Annotated in this window: 16 protein-coding genes; 5 read left to right on the forward strand and 11 right to left on the reverse strand. The window is 58.9% G+C overall.

Features of this window, described 5'->3' with window-relative positions; translation table 11 throughout:
• Positions 1–194: hypothetical protein (locus GOW60_RS21030; RefSeq protein ID WP_217355655.1), on the forward strand; the 194-nt coding region annotated here is incomplete at its 5' end.
• Between the two features lie 126 nt (positions 195–320).
• On the opposite strand, the gene GOW60_RS20245 is transcribed toward GOW60_RS21030, so the two are convergent.
• The 5 genes from GOW60_RS20245 to GOW60_RS20265 form a co-directional block, all read right to left on the reverse strand.
• Positions 321–1,745 (reverse strand): sigma 54-interacting transcriptional regulator, encoded by a 1,425-nt coding sequence (locus GOW60_RS20245; protein ID WP_171230696.1) that lies wholly within the window; start codon positions 1,743–1,745, stop codon positions 321–323.
• Positions 1,742–3,250, reverse strand: coding sequence for a phosphatidylserine/phosphatidylglycerophosphate/cardiolipin synthase family protein (locus GOW60_RS20250; protein WP_171230697.1), 1,509 nt, complete (start codon positions 3,248–3,250; stop codon positions 1,742–1,744). Before GOW60_RS20250 ends, GOW60_RS20245 begins: the two co-directional genes overlap by 4 nt.
• Positions 3,250–4,347, reverse strand: a complete 1,098-nt coding sequence (locus GOW60_RS20255; RefSeq protein WP_171230698.1) for a hypothetical protein — start codon at positions 4,345–4,347, stop codon at positions 3,250–3,252. The genes GOW60_RS20250 and GOW60_RS20255 overlap by 1 nt, the downstream gene beginning before the upstream one ends.
• Positions 4,347–6,875 carry an AAA domain-containing protein gene (locus tag GOW60_RS20260; protein WP_171230699.1) on the reverse strand — a complete coding sequence of 843 codons (2,529 nt, stop codon included), beginning with the start codon at positions 6,873–6,875 and terminating at the stop codon, positions 4,347–4,349. Before GOW60_RS20260 ends, GOW60_RS20255 begins: the two co-directional genes overlap by 1 nt.
• A gap of 549 nt (positions 6,876–7,424) precedes the next feature.
• Positions 7,425–8,708 (reverse strand): cytochrome-c peroxidase, encoded by a 1,284-nt coding sequence (locus GOW60_RS20265; RefSeq protein WP_171230700.1) that lies wholly within the window; start codon positions 8,706–8,708, stop codon positions 7,425–7,427.
• Between the two features lie 3 nt (positions 8,709–8,711).
• On the opposite strand from GOW60_RS20265, the gene GOW60_RS20270 reads away from it, so the two are divergent.
• The gene (locus GOW60_RS20270; protein WP_171230701.1) at positions 8,712–9,182 is read left to right on the forward strand and encodes a tetratricopeptide repeat protein; all 471 of its coding nucleotides are present in this window, start codon (positions 8,712–8,714) and stop codon (positions 9,180–9,182) included.
• A gap of 30 nt (positions 9,183–9,212) precedes the next feature.
• Here GOW60_RS20270 and dctP read toward each other — a convergent pair whose 3' ends face one another.
• The 6 genes from dctP to GOW60_RS20300 form a co-directional block, all read right to left on the reverse strand.
• The gene (gene dctP, locus GOW60_RS20275; RefSeq protein WP_371809788.1) at positions 9,213–10,214 is read right to left on the reverse strand and encodes a TRAP transporter substrate-binding protein DctP; all 1,002 of its coding nucleotides are present in this window, start codon (positions 10,212–10,214) and stop codon (positions 9,213–9,215) included.
• Positions 10,215–10,298: 84 nt separating this feature from the next.
• Positions 10,299–11,588, reverse strand: coding sequence for a TRAP transporter large permease (locus tag GOW60_RS20280; RefSeq protein ID WP_152460165.1), 1,290 nt, complete (start codon positions 11,586–11,588; stop codon positions 10,299–10,301).
• Positions 11,589–12,176 (reverse strand): TRAP transporter small permease subunit, encoded by a 588-nt coding sequence (locus GOW60_RS20285; RefSeq protein WP_171230703.1) that lies wholly within the window; start codon positions 12,174–12,176, stop codon positions 11,589–11,591. It lies immediately after the preceding gene.
• 53 nt (positions 12,177–12,229) lie between these two features.
• The gene (locus GOW60_RS20290; RefSeq protein ID WP_371808053.1) at positions 12,230–12,745 is read right to left on the reverse strand and encodes a flavin reductase family protein; all 516 of its coding nucleotides are present in this window, start codon (positions 12,743–12,745) and stop codon (positions 12,230–12,232) included.
• Positions 12,745–13,635: an aldo/keto reductase family oxidoreductase gene (locus GOW60_RS20295; protein WP_171230704.1), complete on the reverse strand. Its 891-nt coding sequence runs from the start codon at positions 13,633–13,635 to the stop codon at positions 12,745–12,747. Before GOW60_RS20295 ends, GOW60_RS20290 begins: the two co-directional genes overlap by 1 nt.
• A complete protein-coding gene (locus GOW60_RS20300) occupies positions 13,635–14,789 on the reverse strand; it encodes an LLM class flavin-dependent oxidoreductase (RefSeq protein WP_171230705.1) in 1,155 nt (384 codons plus the stop codon). The genes GOW60_RS20295 and GOW60_RS20300 overlap by 1 nt, the downstream gene beginning before the upstream one ends.
• Before the next feature lie 105 nt (positions 14,790–14,894).
• Between GOW60_RS20300 and GOW60_RS20305 the strand changes: the two genes are divergently transcribed.
• From GOW60_RS20305 to GOW60_RS20315, 3 genes are all read left to right on the forward strand, one after another.
• The gene (locus GOW60_RS20305; RefSeq protein ID WP_171230706.1) at positions 14,895–15,605 is read left to right on the forward strand and encodes a GntR family transcriptional regulator; all 711 of its coding nucleotides are present in this window, start codon (positions 14,895–14,897) and stop codon (positions 15,603–15,605) included.
• 12 nt (positions 15,606–15,617) lie between these two features.
• Positions 15,618–16,715 (forward strand): Gfo/Idh/MocA family protein, encoded by a 1,098-nt coding sequence (locus GOW60_RS20310; RefSeq protein ID WP_171230707.1) that lies wholly within the window; start codon positions 15,618–15,620, stop codon positions 16,713–16,715.
• 433 nt (positions 16,716–17,148) lie between these two features.
• Positions 17,149–18,141 carry a hypothetical protein gene (locus tag GOW60_RS20315; RefSeq protein ID WP_171230708.1) on the forward strand — a complete coding sequence of 331 codons (993 nt, stop codon included), beginning with the start codon at positions 17,149–17,151 and terminating at the stop codon, positions 18,139–18,141.
• The last annotated feature ends 102 nt before the right edge of the window (positions 18,142–18,243 follow it).

The following is an 18,243-nucleotide window of genomic DNA, read 5'->3' on the forward strand; positions in this document are numbered from 1 at the left end:
TACCGCCCGCCAGCGCCCGAAACCATCATCCCGATGGATCACAGGCCGATGATGCACTAACAATCAACTTGGACCAGTCAGTTGAGGCTGCTCAGCGTATTGCTGATGACATTCTCCACCGCAAGGACGGCCCCTATCAGCCTGTCTTGCTTGGCGCGAGGCATGACCGCTCCAATTCAAGTTCGGTCGTTTAGCTTGTGGTGTACCTATCAAACAGAGGCGTTTGACCAATTTTTTAACCTTTTTGTTGCTTAGGGGATAGTCAGCGGCATCCAAGTGGGCCTTATCTTCAGCAATCATTTCTATTCAGATCCGGCACCTCATTTACTCTCAGTAGGAAATTCGCCTTTGGCATCGACCCGCAAGGTGCTTTCGTCGCACGCGAGTTCGGACGCCGCCGCCTGCCATGTGCCGTAGCGTTCCTTTGCCCAGAGTGCTAACCGCCTCTGGAACCAGTGAAGCCGCTGTTTGCGAGTTCCGGTGCCGAAATCTCCCGGCGGAGAGGCACCGGTAGCGCGCCACTCCTCGAGCGCCTGGCGCTGTAAGGAAACGGGCCATGGCCCATCGGGCCGCGTCGAAACGATGATCGCGGCCAGACGTTGCAGATCGCGTATGTTGCGTGGCAGACGTGCCTCCATCAGGGCGCGTTCCAGCGTCGGGCTCCACGGAGGTTCACCGGGAAAACCTGTCTCGCGCCAAACTCGGCTCCAGTCGTCCCGCAGGTCCGCAGGGCAGTCGCGCAGGGGCGGTAGTTCGACCTGCAGGTGGGCGATGCGGTCGAAGAAATCCGGATCGAGCGTCTTCTCAAGTTCGGCGAGCGGAAGATTTGAGGCGCAGACAAGATCGAATTTTGCCCCCTGTTGCTCGGTCTCGCCAAGCCGTCTCCAGCGGCGCACTCTGCCTTGCAGCACGGGCAGCAGAAGACGCTGGGTGTCACGCGGCAAGTCCTGCACCTCGTCAACGAACAAAATCCCGCCGTCCGCTTTGTGCAGCAGCCCTTTGTCAGCGGCAGACGCCTTGTGTTGGAGGCGATCCGCATGGCCGAACAGTAGCGCTTCGGCTCCTTCGCCTTTCAAATGGCCGCAGGAGAACGTAACGACATGTCGATCGCCTTTCAGTTTTGCGACAAGGCTTTCAACGACCCGCGTCTTGCCCACACCACGTTCACCAAGGATCAGGAGCGGTACGCCCGGAACACGAGCATAACGCGCGAGCCGATCCAGCGCAGCGCGCCGGACGGCCGAAAGCGCTTCAGGATCGTAGGCGGCGCGTTGCGGAGTTTGCGCCAGATCTGCACGCAGGGCCGAGAGCCAGGTTGTTGGAGCGAATTCGACCGGGGCGATCCGTGCCGGCCCTTCCGGATCTGGTCGCTGCGAGGACCACAGCCGTGTACCGGGCGGGAAGGCACCGCCTGTCGCCAACACAAGCCAGACCGCATGCATCGCTGGCGTACCGGGCGAGATATTCACATGCAGCGGTTCTTCCAGCGCCGAGATCTGCGGCAGAAGCTCCTCCCGCAGGATCTTGTAGAGCGTGGCATGATCAGTAGGGTCGGCGACAGCGAACGCAATGGTCTCAATCCGTGGGTGCTGTGGCAGGTCTTCGGGGACTTCTCGCCCTTCCTGCACCAGCAGTAGCACCCGCTCGATTGAGTGGCCGTGTCCGGCCAAGGCCTCCAGCGCACCGGAGAGGACTTGGGGTCCATGATTAACCGACGCCCAGCACAGCAGGGTTTCACTGCTCATCTGGCACTCCTGTTCATAACCACGGCCTTTGCGCGTGTAGTTTCGGCCATGTGCTTGGCAGTATGAAGCTGCTCGGGATCCGACAGCACCACCACCCGGCGCCCTGAAGGCTCGCGCATCAGCGCAGGCCAGGTCGTAGGTGTTTTGTCCTTCTTCGCTTCCTTGCCATTTGCGTCAATATGGACCGCCCCCTTGGCAACTCTGGGCAAATCGATGCGCCATGTCACGTTCAGCTCGCGCGCCAAGGGCGGTTCGGCGGGCAGATCTGGGCGTTCGGGCAGCGGGTCTGTCAGTGAGTGCATCGTGACGGTTCCCAAGTCCACGGAGCGGTTGGCGGGGACTTCCAGATCCTTCAGATTTCCATCCTTCCACAGTTGCACCTTTTCCATGCTTGGCGTGACCTTCGCTCTGGGATCGAACCGAGCTAGCGCCGCACCTGCCCACCCCTCGAGGATGTGCTGCAAGCTTTCCGCCCGGTTGCCATCCAGAGCAAAACCAAGCTCGAACCCCTCATCCATCCCATGGCGTTCCAGGTTCGCAGTCATAACCATTGCGCGGTCCCGGTCGGTCCAGATTGCCTTTGCATGAAGCCATCTAAAACCGTACACTTCGGCGCCTGCTTCGGCCAAAGCGGTCAGCGCGGGCATCGCCGCCGGTCTGATCCGCGCGAGTACTGTGACCTTCACCCCGGCTTTAGCGCGGGCGACTAGGGTCTGGTTGACCGGGTGATCCAGCGCCCAGCCGAAGGAGGAGACGATGATCCGTCTTTCCGCCTTTTCGATCAATTCAAGGGCAGTATCTCGGATCGAGCGGCGATGCGGCGAAGTCACGAGGGCCAGACCCGCAGGGGGTGGCTCGACGGCTCCGAGGGGCCTTGCAGGTTTGAAATCGGTGCCGCTCATCCGGTGCTCTGCGCGTTCCCAGATCGCATGACGCAACTCAGCGAAGACTGAGTGGACCTCCTCCGGCGTCAGGCGAAGCCCCAGTTCCTCGTTGCGGTTTATGGCTTCGTAGGTGAGGTTGGCGGTCAGCAGCCAACCCCGCGCATTTGGGCCGTTTGGGTCGATCAGCACGGTCTTGGCGTGATAATGCGCCGCGCTGCGGATCATGGCGTGCGGGACAAGGCGGCGCAGCATCTCCTCATGATGTTTGCGGCAGCGTTTCGAGAAATCGTCCTCCTCTCGCTCCTGCCCAAGGCGCGCTTCAGAGGCTAGCATCATGTAGACCCGCACGCCGCGGCAGGCGGCGGTCTCAAGCGCCTCGGTCAGGCGGTCCGAGGCGAGCAGGAAGCTGCACAGTACGACCATATCCTGCGCGGCACCGATCAGCTCCACCAGTGCGTCTTCGAGTCGGCCACTGGCATCAGCGGGCAGCAGGTCGCCCCCCCAGAGTTTCGGTTCTGGCACGTTTCGCGGTTGCGCCACCCAGGCCATGCCAAGCGCGCGGCCAATCTGCGAAACAGTTTCGGTGCGGGGAGTTTCGAAGTCGATATGGTGGTCTAGCATCACAGGTTCCAATCTTCGGCAGCGGTCAAGTTCCAGGCGACAGCGCTCAGCTTAGCGCCTGTCTCGGTGGGCTGGGTACGGGCGGCCAGATCTGCCCGAGAGGGCAGGTCGAGTGGCATGAACTCGGCGAAAGGCTCGCTGGCCTGCTCGCGCCACTCGGCATAGCGCCGAGAGCAGGCAATCTCGTCGATATTGTCTTCGAGACGCCAGTCAGCCCAAGCCTCGGCGTCGGAACGGGTGCGGGCGGTGATGTCGATCCCGCACACCGTTATTTGGTCGAAATCCCCATATTTTTGCAGCCGAACGGGGCTCGGAAAAGTGACATCCTCGCTCATATTGCGTCGAGACGCGTCAGGCAGGTCGGTGAAGCTGCGATGCAGAACCTCCGTCTCCGCATCCCAGTCCTTGGCCAATCCCGCCGTTCTCAGCAGCGCCTCGAAGGTCGCTTTTTGAGAAAGCGTCGGAGCAGGAAGATCGAAACTCTTCTCGTCGACCGTCAGGGTCAGGCGCCGTTTTGCAACCTCCCATGAAAGCGTTCCGGTCGTAGGTTTACACATTTCAACTTTGTTCGGTAGCTCATCAATGCGCTGCCGCGCGCCCCCCATGATCGGGTCCAAGGCGTTGCCCTTCAGTGTCTCTAGGGTCGGGTGAGGCGAGTTGAGCTTGAACTTGGACATGTCGCTTTTGTTCTCCTCGAAGGCAGATCGCTCGTTGGCGCGCTTCAACTGGATCAAACCATGTGGCAGCAGCGGGTCACACGCATGCCAGGCTTCCCAGCTACCTCGTTCGGCGATGAACACGGTTTTCTTCTCCAGCGCCTCGTGGCCCGCCTCGGTTAGTGTCCACCCCCCTTTTTCCTGCGCTTCCAAGGCGCCGGACCGCTCGAGTTGTTCTAGCAGGCGTCTGGCGATCTGCCTGCGCCCCTCGGGTGCGCCGAGCAATTCGCCTGCTACCAAATCTGCTGTAATCGCGCCATGGTCGCGCGCCATCAGCAGGAATGGCATCATTTCTGGCCGCTTTTCCTCCCTGGCGACCTCGCCGGCGAAACGGGTGACGCGGATGTCGATGGACCGTGTCAGGTCAAAGGCGGGGATCATTACTTCTCTCCTTGTGCGAAGCTGTTGCCCCAAGGGGCGGTTTCGGCCAGACGGCCAAGCGCACCGCCCGCCTTTTTCATGCTGGCGCGGTTCCCGAAGATCACCAGTCGGTGGCGCGCCCGGGTCAGGGCAACATTCAGCCGGTTGGGCGCGCGCAGGAAATGCGTGCCGTGAGTATTGCCTAAGCTCAGCAGCACCATATCGGCCTCCTGGCCCTGAAAGCGATCAACAGTGCATATATCGGCGACGCAATGCGGCCCGAGCTCAATGCTGCGCGAGCGCGCGGCTCCGCCCGCCAGCTTCTGAACCGCGCGGCGCAGCGCCTTTTCCTGTACCCGGTAGGGAGAGAGGAGCGCGACCTGCCATGCCCCGCCACCCGGAGGCGGATTGGTCTTCGCCCAGTCGGCGAAGGCACGCAACTCGCGCAGTGCCTCGTCGACTTCCTTGCGGTTGCCGCCTTCCCGCGCCCTAAAAGAGCCCCGGACATCGCGCCAGACCATGCGCGGCTCGTCCTCGCGCCAGCCCCAGGGGCGGTCGGACATCGTGTCGCCCGTATGCAACGCCTGGCCGTCGTAGAAAGCTTTGCCTGGGAAGTCAGCGATCTCAGGATGCATCCGATGTTGCCAAGACAACAGCACATGGCGATCTTTCAAGGCTTCTTTCGGCAGCCCGTCGGTCAGCGCATTGCCCCGATCGCGATCCCCGCTGCGTTCAAACCCTTGACGTAGAGTTTCGAGCACCGAGGGCAGCGCGACACGGCGGGTCAGCGTGATCGCGTTCTCCAAGTTGCGATCCGCCGCAGCAGGCAACAGGTTTTCAATCTCTCGATATAGGGTTTCCGCCTTTTTGCTTGTCTCATCACGCAGGCTGTAAAGCGTCACTTGGCGCCAGGCCAATTCATGGCCCCAACTGGGCGTTTCCGCACCGCCATTGGCCGCATGGCGTCGGCGGAGCGTGGGCAATGCTTCTTTGGGCGCGCGGATGGTTTCCAGATCAAGACGCAACACTTGGGGCCGGGCCTCGAGCGCAGCCTCCGTGCCGATCACGATATCAGCCAACGCCGCATCCACGTCATCTGGGGCACGGATCGCAACGCCACGCGCCTCGGCTTCTTCGCGCCAGATCGCTTCCTGTTTCGCATTTGCGACCACCGCCGCCGCGCCGCGCTTGCCCGTCATGGCAAGGAATGTGTCGACACAAGCATTCCGTCGGTCTTCATCGGGCAAGCAATCGTCAAGCGCGGCGGCAACGCCGTCATCATCGACATAGGGCGACAACTGCTTCGGATCTCCCACCAGCACCCAGCGTTTTGCCAACAACGCCGGAACAAGGAATTCCTGGAACGTGGTTTTTGAGGCTTCATCCACGATCAGCATGTCGAAGGCTGGCGTCGCTTGGCTGCCGGGTTTGATATCGGGATGTTGCAGGATGCCGATCGTCGAACCACAGACAAGATTGGCCCCATCGAGCAACAGACGTTCGACAATGTGGTCCCCATGCGCCGCCCGCAATTCATCCAGCAACATCTGCTGGGCTGCGTCGGGCGCGGCTAGCCCACCGAGATGATCCAGAAGTCGCTGGCGTTCCTGCTTCGTCAGCTGTTTCAGGGTCCATTTCTTTGCTTCGTCGGATAGGCTGGCATCGCGGCCGATCCGCACCGGAATGATCAGATCGCGATGCTTGCTGCCGTCCGCCATCAACCTTTCCAACACATTGTCTACAGCGACGTGGGTCGAGGCGCAAAGGAGCACCCGCTTGCCTGTGCGTGCCATCTGCAAGATCAATTCGCAGATCACAGTGGTCTTACCTGATCCGGGCGGGCCTTCCATCAGCGCGAAATCGGGCGTAGAGAGTGCGCGACGCACGAACTCGTGCTGCTGGTATGCGCCAGGGCGGCCGGGATCGGTCAGAACCATCCACCCGGGCTCAGGCGCTTGCTTGGGTGTTGGCCATTTGGCATCGGCCTCTCGCTGCATTAACCGCAGAAGCGGCCGATGGGCCGGATGCGGCTGGTTCTGAAGCGCCGAGATCGCGTCGAGCTGCTTACGCAACTGATAAGTGTTCGGGCGCAAAGTCAGCGTCTTGCCGATGGGCGGCAAGGCGGCGAGGCGCAGGCGTCCAGCATCGGGATCATGCTCGAGGATGTCGATTTCGCGGAACTGCGGTTTCCTACGGCCGTTCCGGGTCTCTTCCTCTTCGACCCAGGCAACCTTCTCGACCTCAGGGTCGGTAAATACCCGCAGCTCGGCCTCGGACAATTCTTCACCGCCATGCTTGCTCAGGCACACCCAGAAGCCGTCGCTTTTTTTCCTGGGCTTCTTTCCTTTCCTCGCACTAGAGCGCTTTGGGCTTTGATCATCGGGGACTTCTTCGACGGTCCAAGCGACGTGAGGAAGATTGCTGGGATCCTCCAACCGCTTCTTCGCGCCAGACAGGAAGTCATAGGGAGCCTTGAGGCCGAAAAACGCGTTCTTCAATAGGATGTCGGGTCGATGCGGTTCAATCGCCGCGAAGTTGAGAAATGCCACCGGGTGAACTACCTTTCTTAATGCGCCTGCGTGGCGCCCATATAGCCAGTCATATCGGGCGTCGGTTTTGAAATGAATGCAATTTTGCGGGTGAAATCCCACAAAAAGCGTGCGATTTCACCCGCTAAGTCTACAGGATTTGATCAGTCAGGGCGCGTTGCCGAAGGAGACAAGTGCGGAACAGGGCTGTCGCACGCCGTGATCGGGTGACCGTTCCAGATGGCTGGAAGGACCGCTTGGACCAATCAAAGCTTCGTTAGCCTGATTGTGGTTTTCTGGCCATGCAGTGACATCAAGCAGGTGCCAAATTGAGAATGCCCACGAAGATTGCAGAGAGTATGTGTTTGCAGGCGATTGATAAGTTTCAGAGATGGGCGGGGCCAGATGAGGCTATCCAGCCGAGAAATGCTTCTACAAGTTGAAGAATGCCAGCCGAGTTGCAACACGCTGCGACGTGCCCGCCGAAAGCTCTTCTGCTTCGTCGATTTCGCATCAACCCGTCTTTGGCTCAGCCATTAGTCAACATGAGCTAAATAATATGAGAGATGGCTAAGGAGTAAATCCTTTCGGCACACCGAATATCGGCGAGTCTACGCTGCGACCTGTCAACGAATGCAGAAAAGCAATCAGGTTTTCTATTTCTAATTCCGTGAGTTGGATCGGATCGATATCAATTTTCTTGCGTTGACGTGCCATTTCATATTGGTCCTGCCAAACTAGGAAATCCGTTTTTTGCAACCATGGCACCTCGGGTAAGGCAGCCATTTGGGGGGTCCATTTGTCCAGGCTGGCCTGCGGATCCAAATGATGGCGAATGACGCTTTCAAGATCGGGGAAGGCGCCATTGTGACCGTATGGTGCGGTCAGGGCAACGTTACGGAGCATCGGGGTGCGGAACCTGTAGGCATCCTCAAGGCGGTTGCTTTCACCCATGCGGCCGACATCCCGGACGAAGGGATCCCACTGCCGGGTGCGACCCGGCCCAAAGGGTGGCAAGCCCAGTGCATGGAACTTCTGATCTGACATGAGCGGTCCGGTGTGGCAGGCGGAGCAGCGAGCTTTGCCGTAGAACAGCTTCATTCCCTCGATTTGCGCAGGTGAAAGGGCATTCATGTCGCCCGCAAGATAGTGGTCAAACGGGCTGTCGGTGCTACGCCACTCGATCGCCATGAAAGCGGCCAGAGCGTTGGCGACTTGCGTGATCGTGATGTCCTCGGTCGTCTCGACCTCATCAAAGGCGGCGACCATGGCCGGACCATAGCGCGGATCGGTGCGGACGCGTTTCGCCAGAATGGGCCAGCCCTTGTCGATACGATCATGCACCGCGCCTGTGACTTCATTTTCGGCCACATTGCCCGCCATCTCGAATTGTGAGGTCAGGGGAAACAGAGCCTGTGCTGCCAGCAGGGAGTTCAGACCCTCGGGCAGCCACTCCTGCGCCGGGGAATTGAAGCCGTTGCCGTAGACGTCGGAAATGCTCAGCCTGCCGTCGTGAAAGACGGTGTGTATGTCCTTGGCCCCAAGATTCCACAGGCCCGGAGAGTTGCGAGGGATGCGTTTGCGTATTCTGTTGGCCCCGGTGCCGGGTGTGCGGTCCGGCCCCAACCCCTTCCCGCCTTCTCCTATGCCCAGCGAAAACCCGTCCGAAGTGCCGAAATCCGGGTGGTGACAATGGGCGCAGGCGATGTTGCGGTTGCCTGACAGGATCGGGTCGTAAAACAGTTGATGACCGATGGCGGCCTGTTCCATATCAAAGGGGATAAAGTCATCATCGGTCAGCGGGCGCGGCAAATCCTGTGCCACAGCGGGCCCGACCCAGAAGAAGGCAACCATCCCATGCGCCAGCTTGTTTTTGCCCTTTGCGTATTTGCGTCTCCGGCTCTGGCTGAACTGGAACAAGCCCGCGATATGATGGAAGCCGGACAGTTTGCTGCCGCGCGTGAGGAACTTCTTCCAGCCGCGCGCTCGGGCAACGCCGAGGCAGAAGAGCTGATCGGCGTGATGTACGGGCTGGGTTTGGGGGTCGAGCAGGATTACGAACGGGCCTTTGAATGGTATCTGCGCGCCTCGATGAAGGGGCATCCGGGGGCGCAGTCGGGCGTTGGCTGGTATTATGAATTGGGTCTGGGCATGCCCGCGCCCGATCTGGTGCGTGCGTATATGTGGTACACGCTCAGCGCCATTGGCGGCGACCCCGACGCGGCGATCAGCCTTGAGGAAGTGGTCAAGAAAATGTCGCCGGAGCAGATCGAAAAGGCGCATGTTCTGGTCAACGACTACAAAGGGTGGATGTACCCGTTTCGGTGAGGGCCAGGCCGCAAAGCCCGGCCCAACCGGTCACTTCAGATCCGCATCGCGAGCGGCGTTGACGTCCGCCTCAGCCGCCGCGACCGCCTCGGTCAGTGCAGCAAAGATCTCGTCGCCTCGCGCAACGTTGGACTGGAACCAATCATAGACTGGCGTTGCGGCCTCTTTGAACGCAGCCTTCTGATCGGGTGTCAGCACATAGAGGTCTCCGCCACCGGCGACGAAATCCTCATAGGCTTGGATCGACTTGCGCTTGGGGGAGGCGAAAGTGGCCTGTTGCAGGGCATAGAACCCGTCGACCACGACGCGGCGCAGATCCTCGGGCATCTCCTGGAACTTGGCGTTGTTCATCCACCACAATGCGCCCATATAGGCGTGGCCGTCCAGCGTGACGTATTGCAGGCCCGCATCCGGGAATTTCATGCCCATGATGTCGGTGATGCCGTTCTTGGATCCTTCAACGACACCGGTCTGGAAGCTGGTGAACAGCTCCGGCCACGGGATTGGGGTGGGCGACGCACCCAGCGCCTTGACCAGTTCCTGCGGCAGGTCGGCGACGACGGTGCGGATTTTCAGACCTTCCATATCCGCAGGCTCGGCAATGCGGCGCTGTGTGTTGGCAAAGTTGCGCCAGCCACCGGTGTTGCCGATGGTCATCAGACGGATCGCGCCGCCCGAATCCTCAAGCGCCATGTCGCGCATTGTGCGGGTGAAATCGCCCGACAGGACATGCTCGGCAATGCGGTCATCGGCCATCAGATAAGGCAGGTCCAGAACCTGCACGTAAGGAAAGATGCCCGAGGCACCGCCCGAGGTCGAGATGTAGATGTCGATGGTGCCGTCTGCCACGCCCTGCAAGCATTCGGCCCCGTTCGAGCAAAGCTGTGTGCCGATGAACAGTTCGACCTCGATCGCGCCGTTCGAGGCAGATTCGACATAGTTCTTGAAGACGATCAGCCCGTCATAATCCTCATCGTTTTCGTTCGAATTTGCGGTTGCGCGCAGCGTATAATCGGCGGCTGTCGCGGCCATGGCGGACGCCGCCACCAGCGATGTGGCCACCGCTGCGGTTGTGATGAATTCTCTGAGCATGCGTTTCCTCCCTGTGGAACTCAGTTAGTTGGCAAATCCCGTTATCCTCGGGATCGTCATGGATAGTGCGGGTATGTAGGTGATCAGGAAAATCACGATGATTTCGACCGCCAGGAACGGCAGGATCGCCTTGGCGATGGTTTCAACCCGTTCGCGCGATACGGCGGCGGCCACGAACAGCACCAGGCCCATTGGCGGTGTGGCGAGGCCGACGGTCAGGTTGACGCTCATGATGATGGCAAAATGGATCGGGTCGACGCCGAGGCTGGTGAAGATCGGGCCAAGGATTGGTCCAAGGATGATGATCGCAGGGCCTGCGTCCAGGAACATGCCGACGATGAACAGCAGCAGGTTGATCAGGAACAAAAGGATCAGCGGGTTTTCCGACAGGCTGAGGATCAGCGAGGCCAGTTGTTCCGGCGCATGGCTGAGGCTGACGACCGTCTTGAACGCCATCGCAGCACCAACCAGCAGCAGAACAACGGCTGAAGTCATGCCTGCATTGCTGAGCACCTCGGGGACCTCTTTCCATGTCAATGTCCGCAGGATGAAGAACCCGATGATGAAGGCATAGCCCACGGCGACTGCCGCAGCCTCGGTCGGTGTGAAGATACCACCCAGAATACCGCCCAGAATGATGACCGGTGTCATCAAAGGGAAAAAGGCCTTCAAACTGGCCTGACGCCGCTCGGGCCATGTGTATTTGCGGCTGGCGACGGGAAAGTCATAGCGGTCGGCCATCAGTTTGATCATCAGCATCAGACCGACACCGACCATCACGCCCGGAACGATCCCCGCCAGGAACAACGCGGCCACGCTTTCGCCCATGACATAGGCATAGATGATCATGATGCCCGAGGGCGGGATGATCGGCCCGATCACCGAACTCGCCGCCGTGATCGCGGCGGCGAATTTGCGGGTATAGCCCTGTTTCTCCATCGCCGGGATCAGCATCGACCCTAGCGCCGAGGTGTCCGCCACGGCGGACCCGGACAGGCCCGCGAACAGGATCGAACTGAGGACGTTCACATGCGCCAGACCACCGCGCAGATGACCCATCAGAGCCTGCGAAAACTCGACAAGGCGGATGGTGATGCCGCCTCGGTTCATGAGCTCTCCGGCCAGCATGAAGAAGGGGATCGCCATCAGAGGGAAGCTGTCCATGCCGTTATAGACGTTGCGATACAGCAACGTGATGTCGTTCGTCTGGCCGTTCAGCCACAGCAGGATTCCGGGCGCCGCCAGCAAAGCGAAAAAGACCGGCAGGCCGATCAGCAGGAAAATCAGGAAGGTGGGCAGGAACCAGATCAGCATTTATTCGGCCCCCACTGCCGCATCAGGAATTTCAGGCAACAGGTGGCCGCCACCCAGCAGAGTGATGAAGGATCGCAGGATCAGCTCGATATTCACCGAGATCAGCAGGATGATCCCCACCAGCAGCGATGCCATCATCCAACTGCGAGGAATGCGATACCATTCATCGAACCCGAAAGAGGTGGGCAGATACAGCGCGGCAGTGGCGAATTTTCCGCCAAAGCCGGTGACCTCGGACCAGCCGATATTGACGGCGACCAGCAGGACGGCGAGCGCGATCAAAAGCAGGAACAGATTCAGCGTCTGGCCGATGATGCGGGGAAGGAGGCGTTCCAGCATGTCAATGGCCACAAATCCGCCGCGCCGAAACGCGGTGGGCGCCATAAGGCCGGTCATCCACAACATGCAGAACCGTGCGGCCTCATCCGGCCAGGGCAGCGCATTGCCCAGAACGTATCGGAAAAACACCTGGATCAGAATTGCGATCACCATGAGCGCAATCGCAACAACACCAACCGCGCGCCCCAGACGCAGCACGGTTTCGTTCACGAATGCAATCGGTGCAAGCACCGATGCCAGTCCGCCCATGCGGATCCTCCCTTGGTCAGCCGTAGGTGTCCCCCACGGTCATCAAATCGCGCTTAGACTTTCGCGAATTGGCCGAGTTTCCCGGCATAAAAGGTCAGCGCGTCTCCATCCGACATGCTGGCCCGTAGAACTTTTCCAACCACAATAACGTGATCGCCTGCATCGTGATACGCGTGCTGTTCGCATTCGAACCGCGCAAGGCAATCTGCCAACACCGGCGTCCCATTCTCACAGCGCTCGTGGCTGATGTCCCGCAGTGCAAAGGCGTCTTTCGAGCAGCCGAAACACAGCTCGGCCTGGTCCGACGACAGCACATGCACGCTGAAATGGCGCGCCTTGTGGAAATAGGGGAAGCGACGCGAGTTGCGGTCTCCGGCCCACATGATCAGCGGTGGGTCGAGCGACAGGGACGAAAAGCTGTTGGCGGTGATGCAGACCGGACCGTCCGCGCTGTCGCAGGTCACGATGGTGACACCGGTTGCAAAGCGGCCGAAGGCGTCGCGCAAGGTACGTGTGTCGTCCTTATGTGGAATGAAGGTGCGGGTCATGTCCTTTGAGATTGCGTTCATCATGGTACCTCATGCCCCAGTGCCGCCTCGTACAGGCGGAACCAGCTTTCGCGATCCAGTTTGACTTTCAATGCGTCCGAGGCGCGTTTGATCCGGTCAAGATTGTTGGTGCCCAGAACCGGCAGGATGTTGGCCGGGTGGGCCAACAGGAACGCCACTGCGACGGCGGCGCGATCCACGCCGAACCCGGCTGCGATTTCATCGGCGACGACCCCAACCGGCGGGTTTCCGGCCATCAACAGTCCTCCACCCAGCGGCGACCATGCCATCAACGGATGGCCATGCTGTTGGTGAAACGCCAGATCACCGTTGGTGAAAGGGCTGATCTGACCCAGAGAAATTTCGATCTGGTTGGCGACCAACTGCGTTTTCATCGCCGATTGCAGCAAAGACCAATCCCACGGGCGGAAGTTGGACACGCCCACCGCGCCAACCTTGCCGCTGGCGACAACCTCATCCAGGGCGGCTCCGGTTTCATGGTGGTCCATCATGGGGTCCGGGCGGTGGATCAACAGCAGATCGATGTGGTCAATCGCCATTTCCGACAGCGACGTGTCGACCGATTTCAGAATGTGGGCGCGCGAGGTGTCGTAGTATTTTACCTTCGCATCCGCGTAACGGCCAACCGGTGCGACGATGTCGCATTTGGTGACGATCTCCATCTTCTGACGCAGGTTTGGATTGGCGCGCAGGGCGGCACCCAGCACGGCCTCGGCCTGGTAGCCGCCATAGATGTCGGCCTGATCGAAGGTGGTGATACCCTGATCCAGACAGGTCTGAATCTTGGCCTCGACATGGCTCGCGGACGTGTCACTGTCATCGCCCAACCGCCACATGCCATAGACAAGGCGGCTCATCTCCAGCGAGTCAGATAGTTTCACACGTTGCATCAGCGGCGTTCTCCGTTGCCCAGCGGTGTGGCCGGGGTCGTTTTGGGAACCCTTCCGTAAGCTTCGGGAAGGGAACAGGTTTTCAGGTTCGGCAACACGCGGGCGCCGAAATGGCGGGCTTCGTCCAGATGCGGGTAGCCCGAGAAGATGAAAGCGCGGATGCCCATCTTCTGGTATTCCTCGATCTTCGACATAACCTGATCGGTCGATCCGACCAGCGCCGCCCCACAGCCCGAACGCGCGCGGCCAACACCGGTCCAGAGACCGGGTTCGACATAGCCGTATTCATCCGCCAGATCGCGGTTCCTGGCCTGATGCGCCACCCCCAGCGAGGTCGAATCCAGCGCCCGTTCGCGGATGGCGCGACCGTATTCGTCGTCCAGCTTCGAGACGATGTAATCCGCGTATTCCTGTGCCTCAGCCTCGGTATCGCGAACGATCATATGGACACGCAACCCGTAATCCAGCGTGCGGTCGTAGTTTTCAGCGACGGCGTGAACGGCCTTCATCCGTTCGGCCAGTTGATCCTTGGTTTCAGGCCACATCAGGTAGACGTCACAATGCTCGCCGCACAGATCCAAAGCAGACGGAGAATAGCCGCCGAAATAAAGCAGCGGGCCGCCGGTCTGATATGGTTTGGCCGGGTCGGTGGTCAGGCCCGAGAAGTTATAGACCTCGCCTGCATGATTGATCTCGTCCTGCGTCCAGGCCTGTTTCAGAATCTCCACCACTTCGCGCGAGCGCTGATAGCGGAACGCGCTGTCGGCTTTCTCACCGGGAAAGTCGGATGAGATGATGTTGACCGTCAACCGCCCCTTCAGCATGTGATCCAGCGTTGCGATGGTGCGGGCCAGCATGATCGGTTGCATCTCGCCGCAGCGCACGGCGGCCAGCAGGTTGATCCGGTCGGTGATCGGGGCGCAACCGGCGACAAAGCTCAGCGTGTCTTGACCGACCTGATAGGAGGACGGGCAGAGGATGTTGCGAAAACCCTGGGCTTCGGCCTCTTTCACAATGTTCGAGCAATGCTCCCAACTCGACCGCAGGTCACCGTCGGGAACGCCAAGGAACTGGTAATCATCGGAACACAGCGCAGCGAACCACGAAACTTCGGCCGCATCCAGATCGGGGGATGTGATGGGGACGATGCTCATTTGATTCACGCTCCGTACATCTTTGACTTTCCTCTTGCGTAGCAATCGCTTTGATGTAGATCAATAGTGTATCAATTTTTCCTGCGACCGAGTGAAGCGTCTGCCGTGCCTGCATCCAACCGAAACCCCAATGCCCTGCCGGTATATATTCAGATCGCGGAACTTCTGATCCGTGACATCGCGGCTGGTCGCCTTATTGACGGTGAACGATTGCCGCCCGAGCGCGAGATGGCCGCAGAGCTGAATGTCTCGGTTGGAACGCTGCGAAAATCGCTCTCTGAGCTGGAAAAAAAGGGGATGTTGGAGCGTATCCAGGGCTCGGGCAACTACATCCGCGAGACCGGTACGCAAAACAGCGTCTATGCGATGTTCAGGCTGGAACTGCCCGAAGGGGGCGGCTTGCCTCGTGCGGATATCCTGTCGGTTGACCATCTGAAAAAGCCGGCCGATCTGCCGAAATTCGGTACTTCTGACGCCGGTTCGCGTGTCCGGCGGATGCGCTACCTGAATGACACAATCATCGCTGTCGAAGAAATCTGGCTGGACGAATCAGCGGGCCTGATCGACCAGAGCCTGCTGTCCGACTCGCTCTATCGCTATTATCAGCGCCAGTTGGGCTTTTGGATCGCAAGAGCAGAAGACAGGGTTTCGGTCCGGCCTCTACCGGACTGGACGCCTTCTGACTTCACCAAGCCAGCCGGCCAAGCAGTCGGTTACATCGAGCGGTTCAGCTGGTCGGAAAGCGCCGAACCCGTCGAATTCTCAAAAACTTGGTTCGACCCGGATCGGGCCAACTACGTACAACGTCTGAAATAAAAGGAATCGCGCATGACCCGGACCATCAATTACGGGCTGATTGGATGCGGAATGATGGGGCAAGAGCACCTGCACAATATCGGATTGCTGGAAGGTGCCAGTGTGGCTGCGATCTATGAACCCGATCAGGAGATGGCAAAAGCCGCCAAGGAAATTGCGCCAACTGCAACCATGGTAGGTTCCGTGCAAGAGCTACTGGCGGTAGAGGAACTGGACTGCGTCGTCATTGTCAGCCCGAACCATCTTCATGTGGACCAGATCTGCGAAATCGCAGAAACACGTCCTCTGCCGCTTCTGGTAGAAAAACCATTGTTCACCGACCCGCAGGACGCGCCCCGGCTCGAGCAGTTGCAGCGCGACTACCCCTGCCCGATTTGGGTTGCGATGGAATACCGGTACATGCCACCTATCGCTGCTTTGATCGACAAGGCCGAGGCGACAGGTGGGGTCAAAATGCTGTCGATCCGCGAGCATCGTTTTCCCTTCCTCGACAAGGTAGGCAACTGGAACCGGTTCAACCGAAATACCGGCGGTACATTCGTCGAGAAATGCTGCCACTTCTTCGACCTGATGCGTCTGGTATTGCAATCCGATCCGGTGCGCATCACGGCAAGCGGCGGGCAGGCGGTGAACCATCTGGACGAAAGTTACGACGGTCAAACCCCGGATATTCTGGATCACGGCTATGTTCTGGTCGACTTTGCTTCGGGTGCGCGCGCGATGTTGGAACTTTGCATGTTTGCCGAAGGCTCACGCTATCAAGAAGAAATATCGGCCGTCGGACCGGACGCCAAGATCGAGGCGTTTGTCCCCGGACCCGGACGATTCTGGCCCGACCATTTGGGAGCCCCGCCGTTGCCGCAGGTGATCCTGAGCCCGCGCAATCCCAAAGGACCGGTATCAATGGACGTTCCGGTGGACCCCACCCTTTTGGCGGCTGGGGATCACAATGGGTCGACCTACTATCAGCACAAAGGGTTCCTGTCCGTACTTCGTGGCGAAACAGCAAAACCGGATGTGAGTTTGAAGGACGGCCTCTGGGCTGTCAGGATGGGGCAAGCGGCACAACAGGCAATTGAAACCGGTGAAACGGTTTACTTGGCCGACTGATCGGGGCCGGAGTCCCGGGTGCGTTTTGCGATCGCTAAAAGACCCCTTAGACTGTTGTCGGCAATGTCTGTCATCCTATGACTAGGACCACGATCGCTTGATTGGTTTAAGAGGGTCAAGCTCGCTGTAACTTCAATCTGCAGCGCGCTGTGTTTATGCAGAACGCGGCGTTTCTGGAATGTCTGGTCTTTGCTTTTCTGTCTGGTCAAGCGCGTCACGGGGTTCTGAGCTTAGTCACTGTCGAAGATTCGCATTCTAAACTAAGTTGAGTTACAGATTATTGTGCCAACTCAAGTGCCGACAGGTAAAAAGGAACACATAAACTAAATAATATCAGTATCTTATGCGCGTAATAACGAATTCTCTCTCACTGCTTTGTATTCTGGCCATCTTCTTGGTGACCTCTAGACCTTTGCAAGCTTGCTCAGTCTGCGTGACTTTGCCTGAGGCTTCGTCGGCTGATCACATTATTTCCGCGGATATTATCGTTCTGGCCGGTCCCACACCGGACAACCCGTTCCGGTTTTCTCCGGTTCACATTCTGAGAGGGACAGAACAGAAAATCTCAACGCTGCCGGAAATACCGTTTCTGATCGACAGCAAGACCCGCGCAGCTTTCCGGTCCAATCCAGAAAAGACGGTTCTCTACACCTATGGCGCAACCGACAAGGATGGTGCAGGGCGTAGCATTTCACGAAGCTGGAAGCGCTTATTCATGATGACGCCAGATAGATCTCGGTTTGTTGAGGTTTTGACAGCTGTTGGAGGATCGTGGGCGTACGGCGACAATGACGGCTCGGAGCGTGTTATGTTCTTTGCGGGCTATCTAAGCCACGAAGATCATGTGCTGAGAAATATCGCTATGGTTGAAATCTACCGTGCCCCATATGAATTTGTTCATCCACTTCGGAACACGGTGCCCACTGAGCAGCTCCTGCAAGAATTTCGTAGTCTGAACAGGATCAGTTACATACCCGTCGCGGTGCGTCTGCTTGGCTTGCAATCTGATGAACAGGCAGCCTCTGTTGTGCGTTCGCGATTTGAACAGGTTTTGAAAAGCAATGGTCAAAACCTTTATGAATGGGCTCTCGCAGGTATCGAAATCGACGGCGCCCTTGCAGTTACTGCGATTGAGCGAGCACTGCAGCGCCCCGGCTGGCAACCGCCCGAAAAGCAATCCCTGATCCGGGCTTTGACCGAAGGCGGCACGGTTTTGCCTGAACTTCGCGCTCAGATTATTGGCATTTTCGCGAGTGAACTCGAAAAGGACCGTAATCTAGCGCCGCGGATCGCAGTTGCCATGCGGAACTGGGGCGAGACCGCCCTGAATCACCAATTTCAAGCGCTTATCGTGAGGGGTGAAATTGATCCCGCGACACAATTTGTTCTCGGAACAATAATCGGCGCGGGGCAGGTCACCGATTGAAAGTGAGCTGTGCGCTGTTCTTTGGCACAAGTAATGCGAGATGGATCTCGACCACCCGTTTTCAGATTTTTTTGGCGTTGGTCTCTTTGTAACGGAGGCTCT

Source organism: Ruegeria sp. HKCCA4008, assembly GCF_013033125.1.
GTDB lineage: Bacteria > Pseudomonadota > Alphaproteobacteria > Rhodobacterales > Rhodobacteraceae > Ruegeria.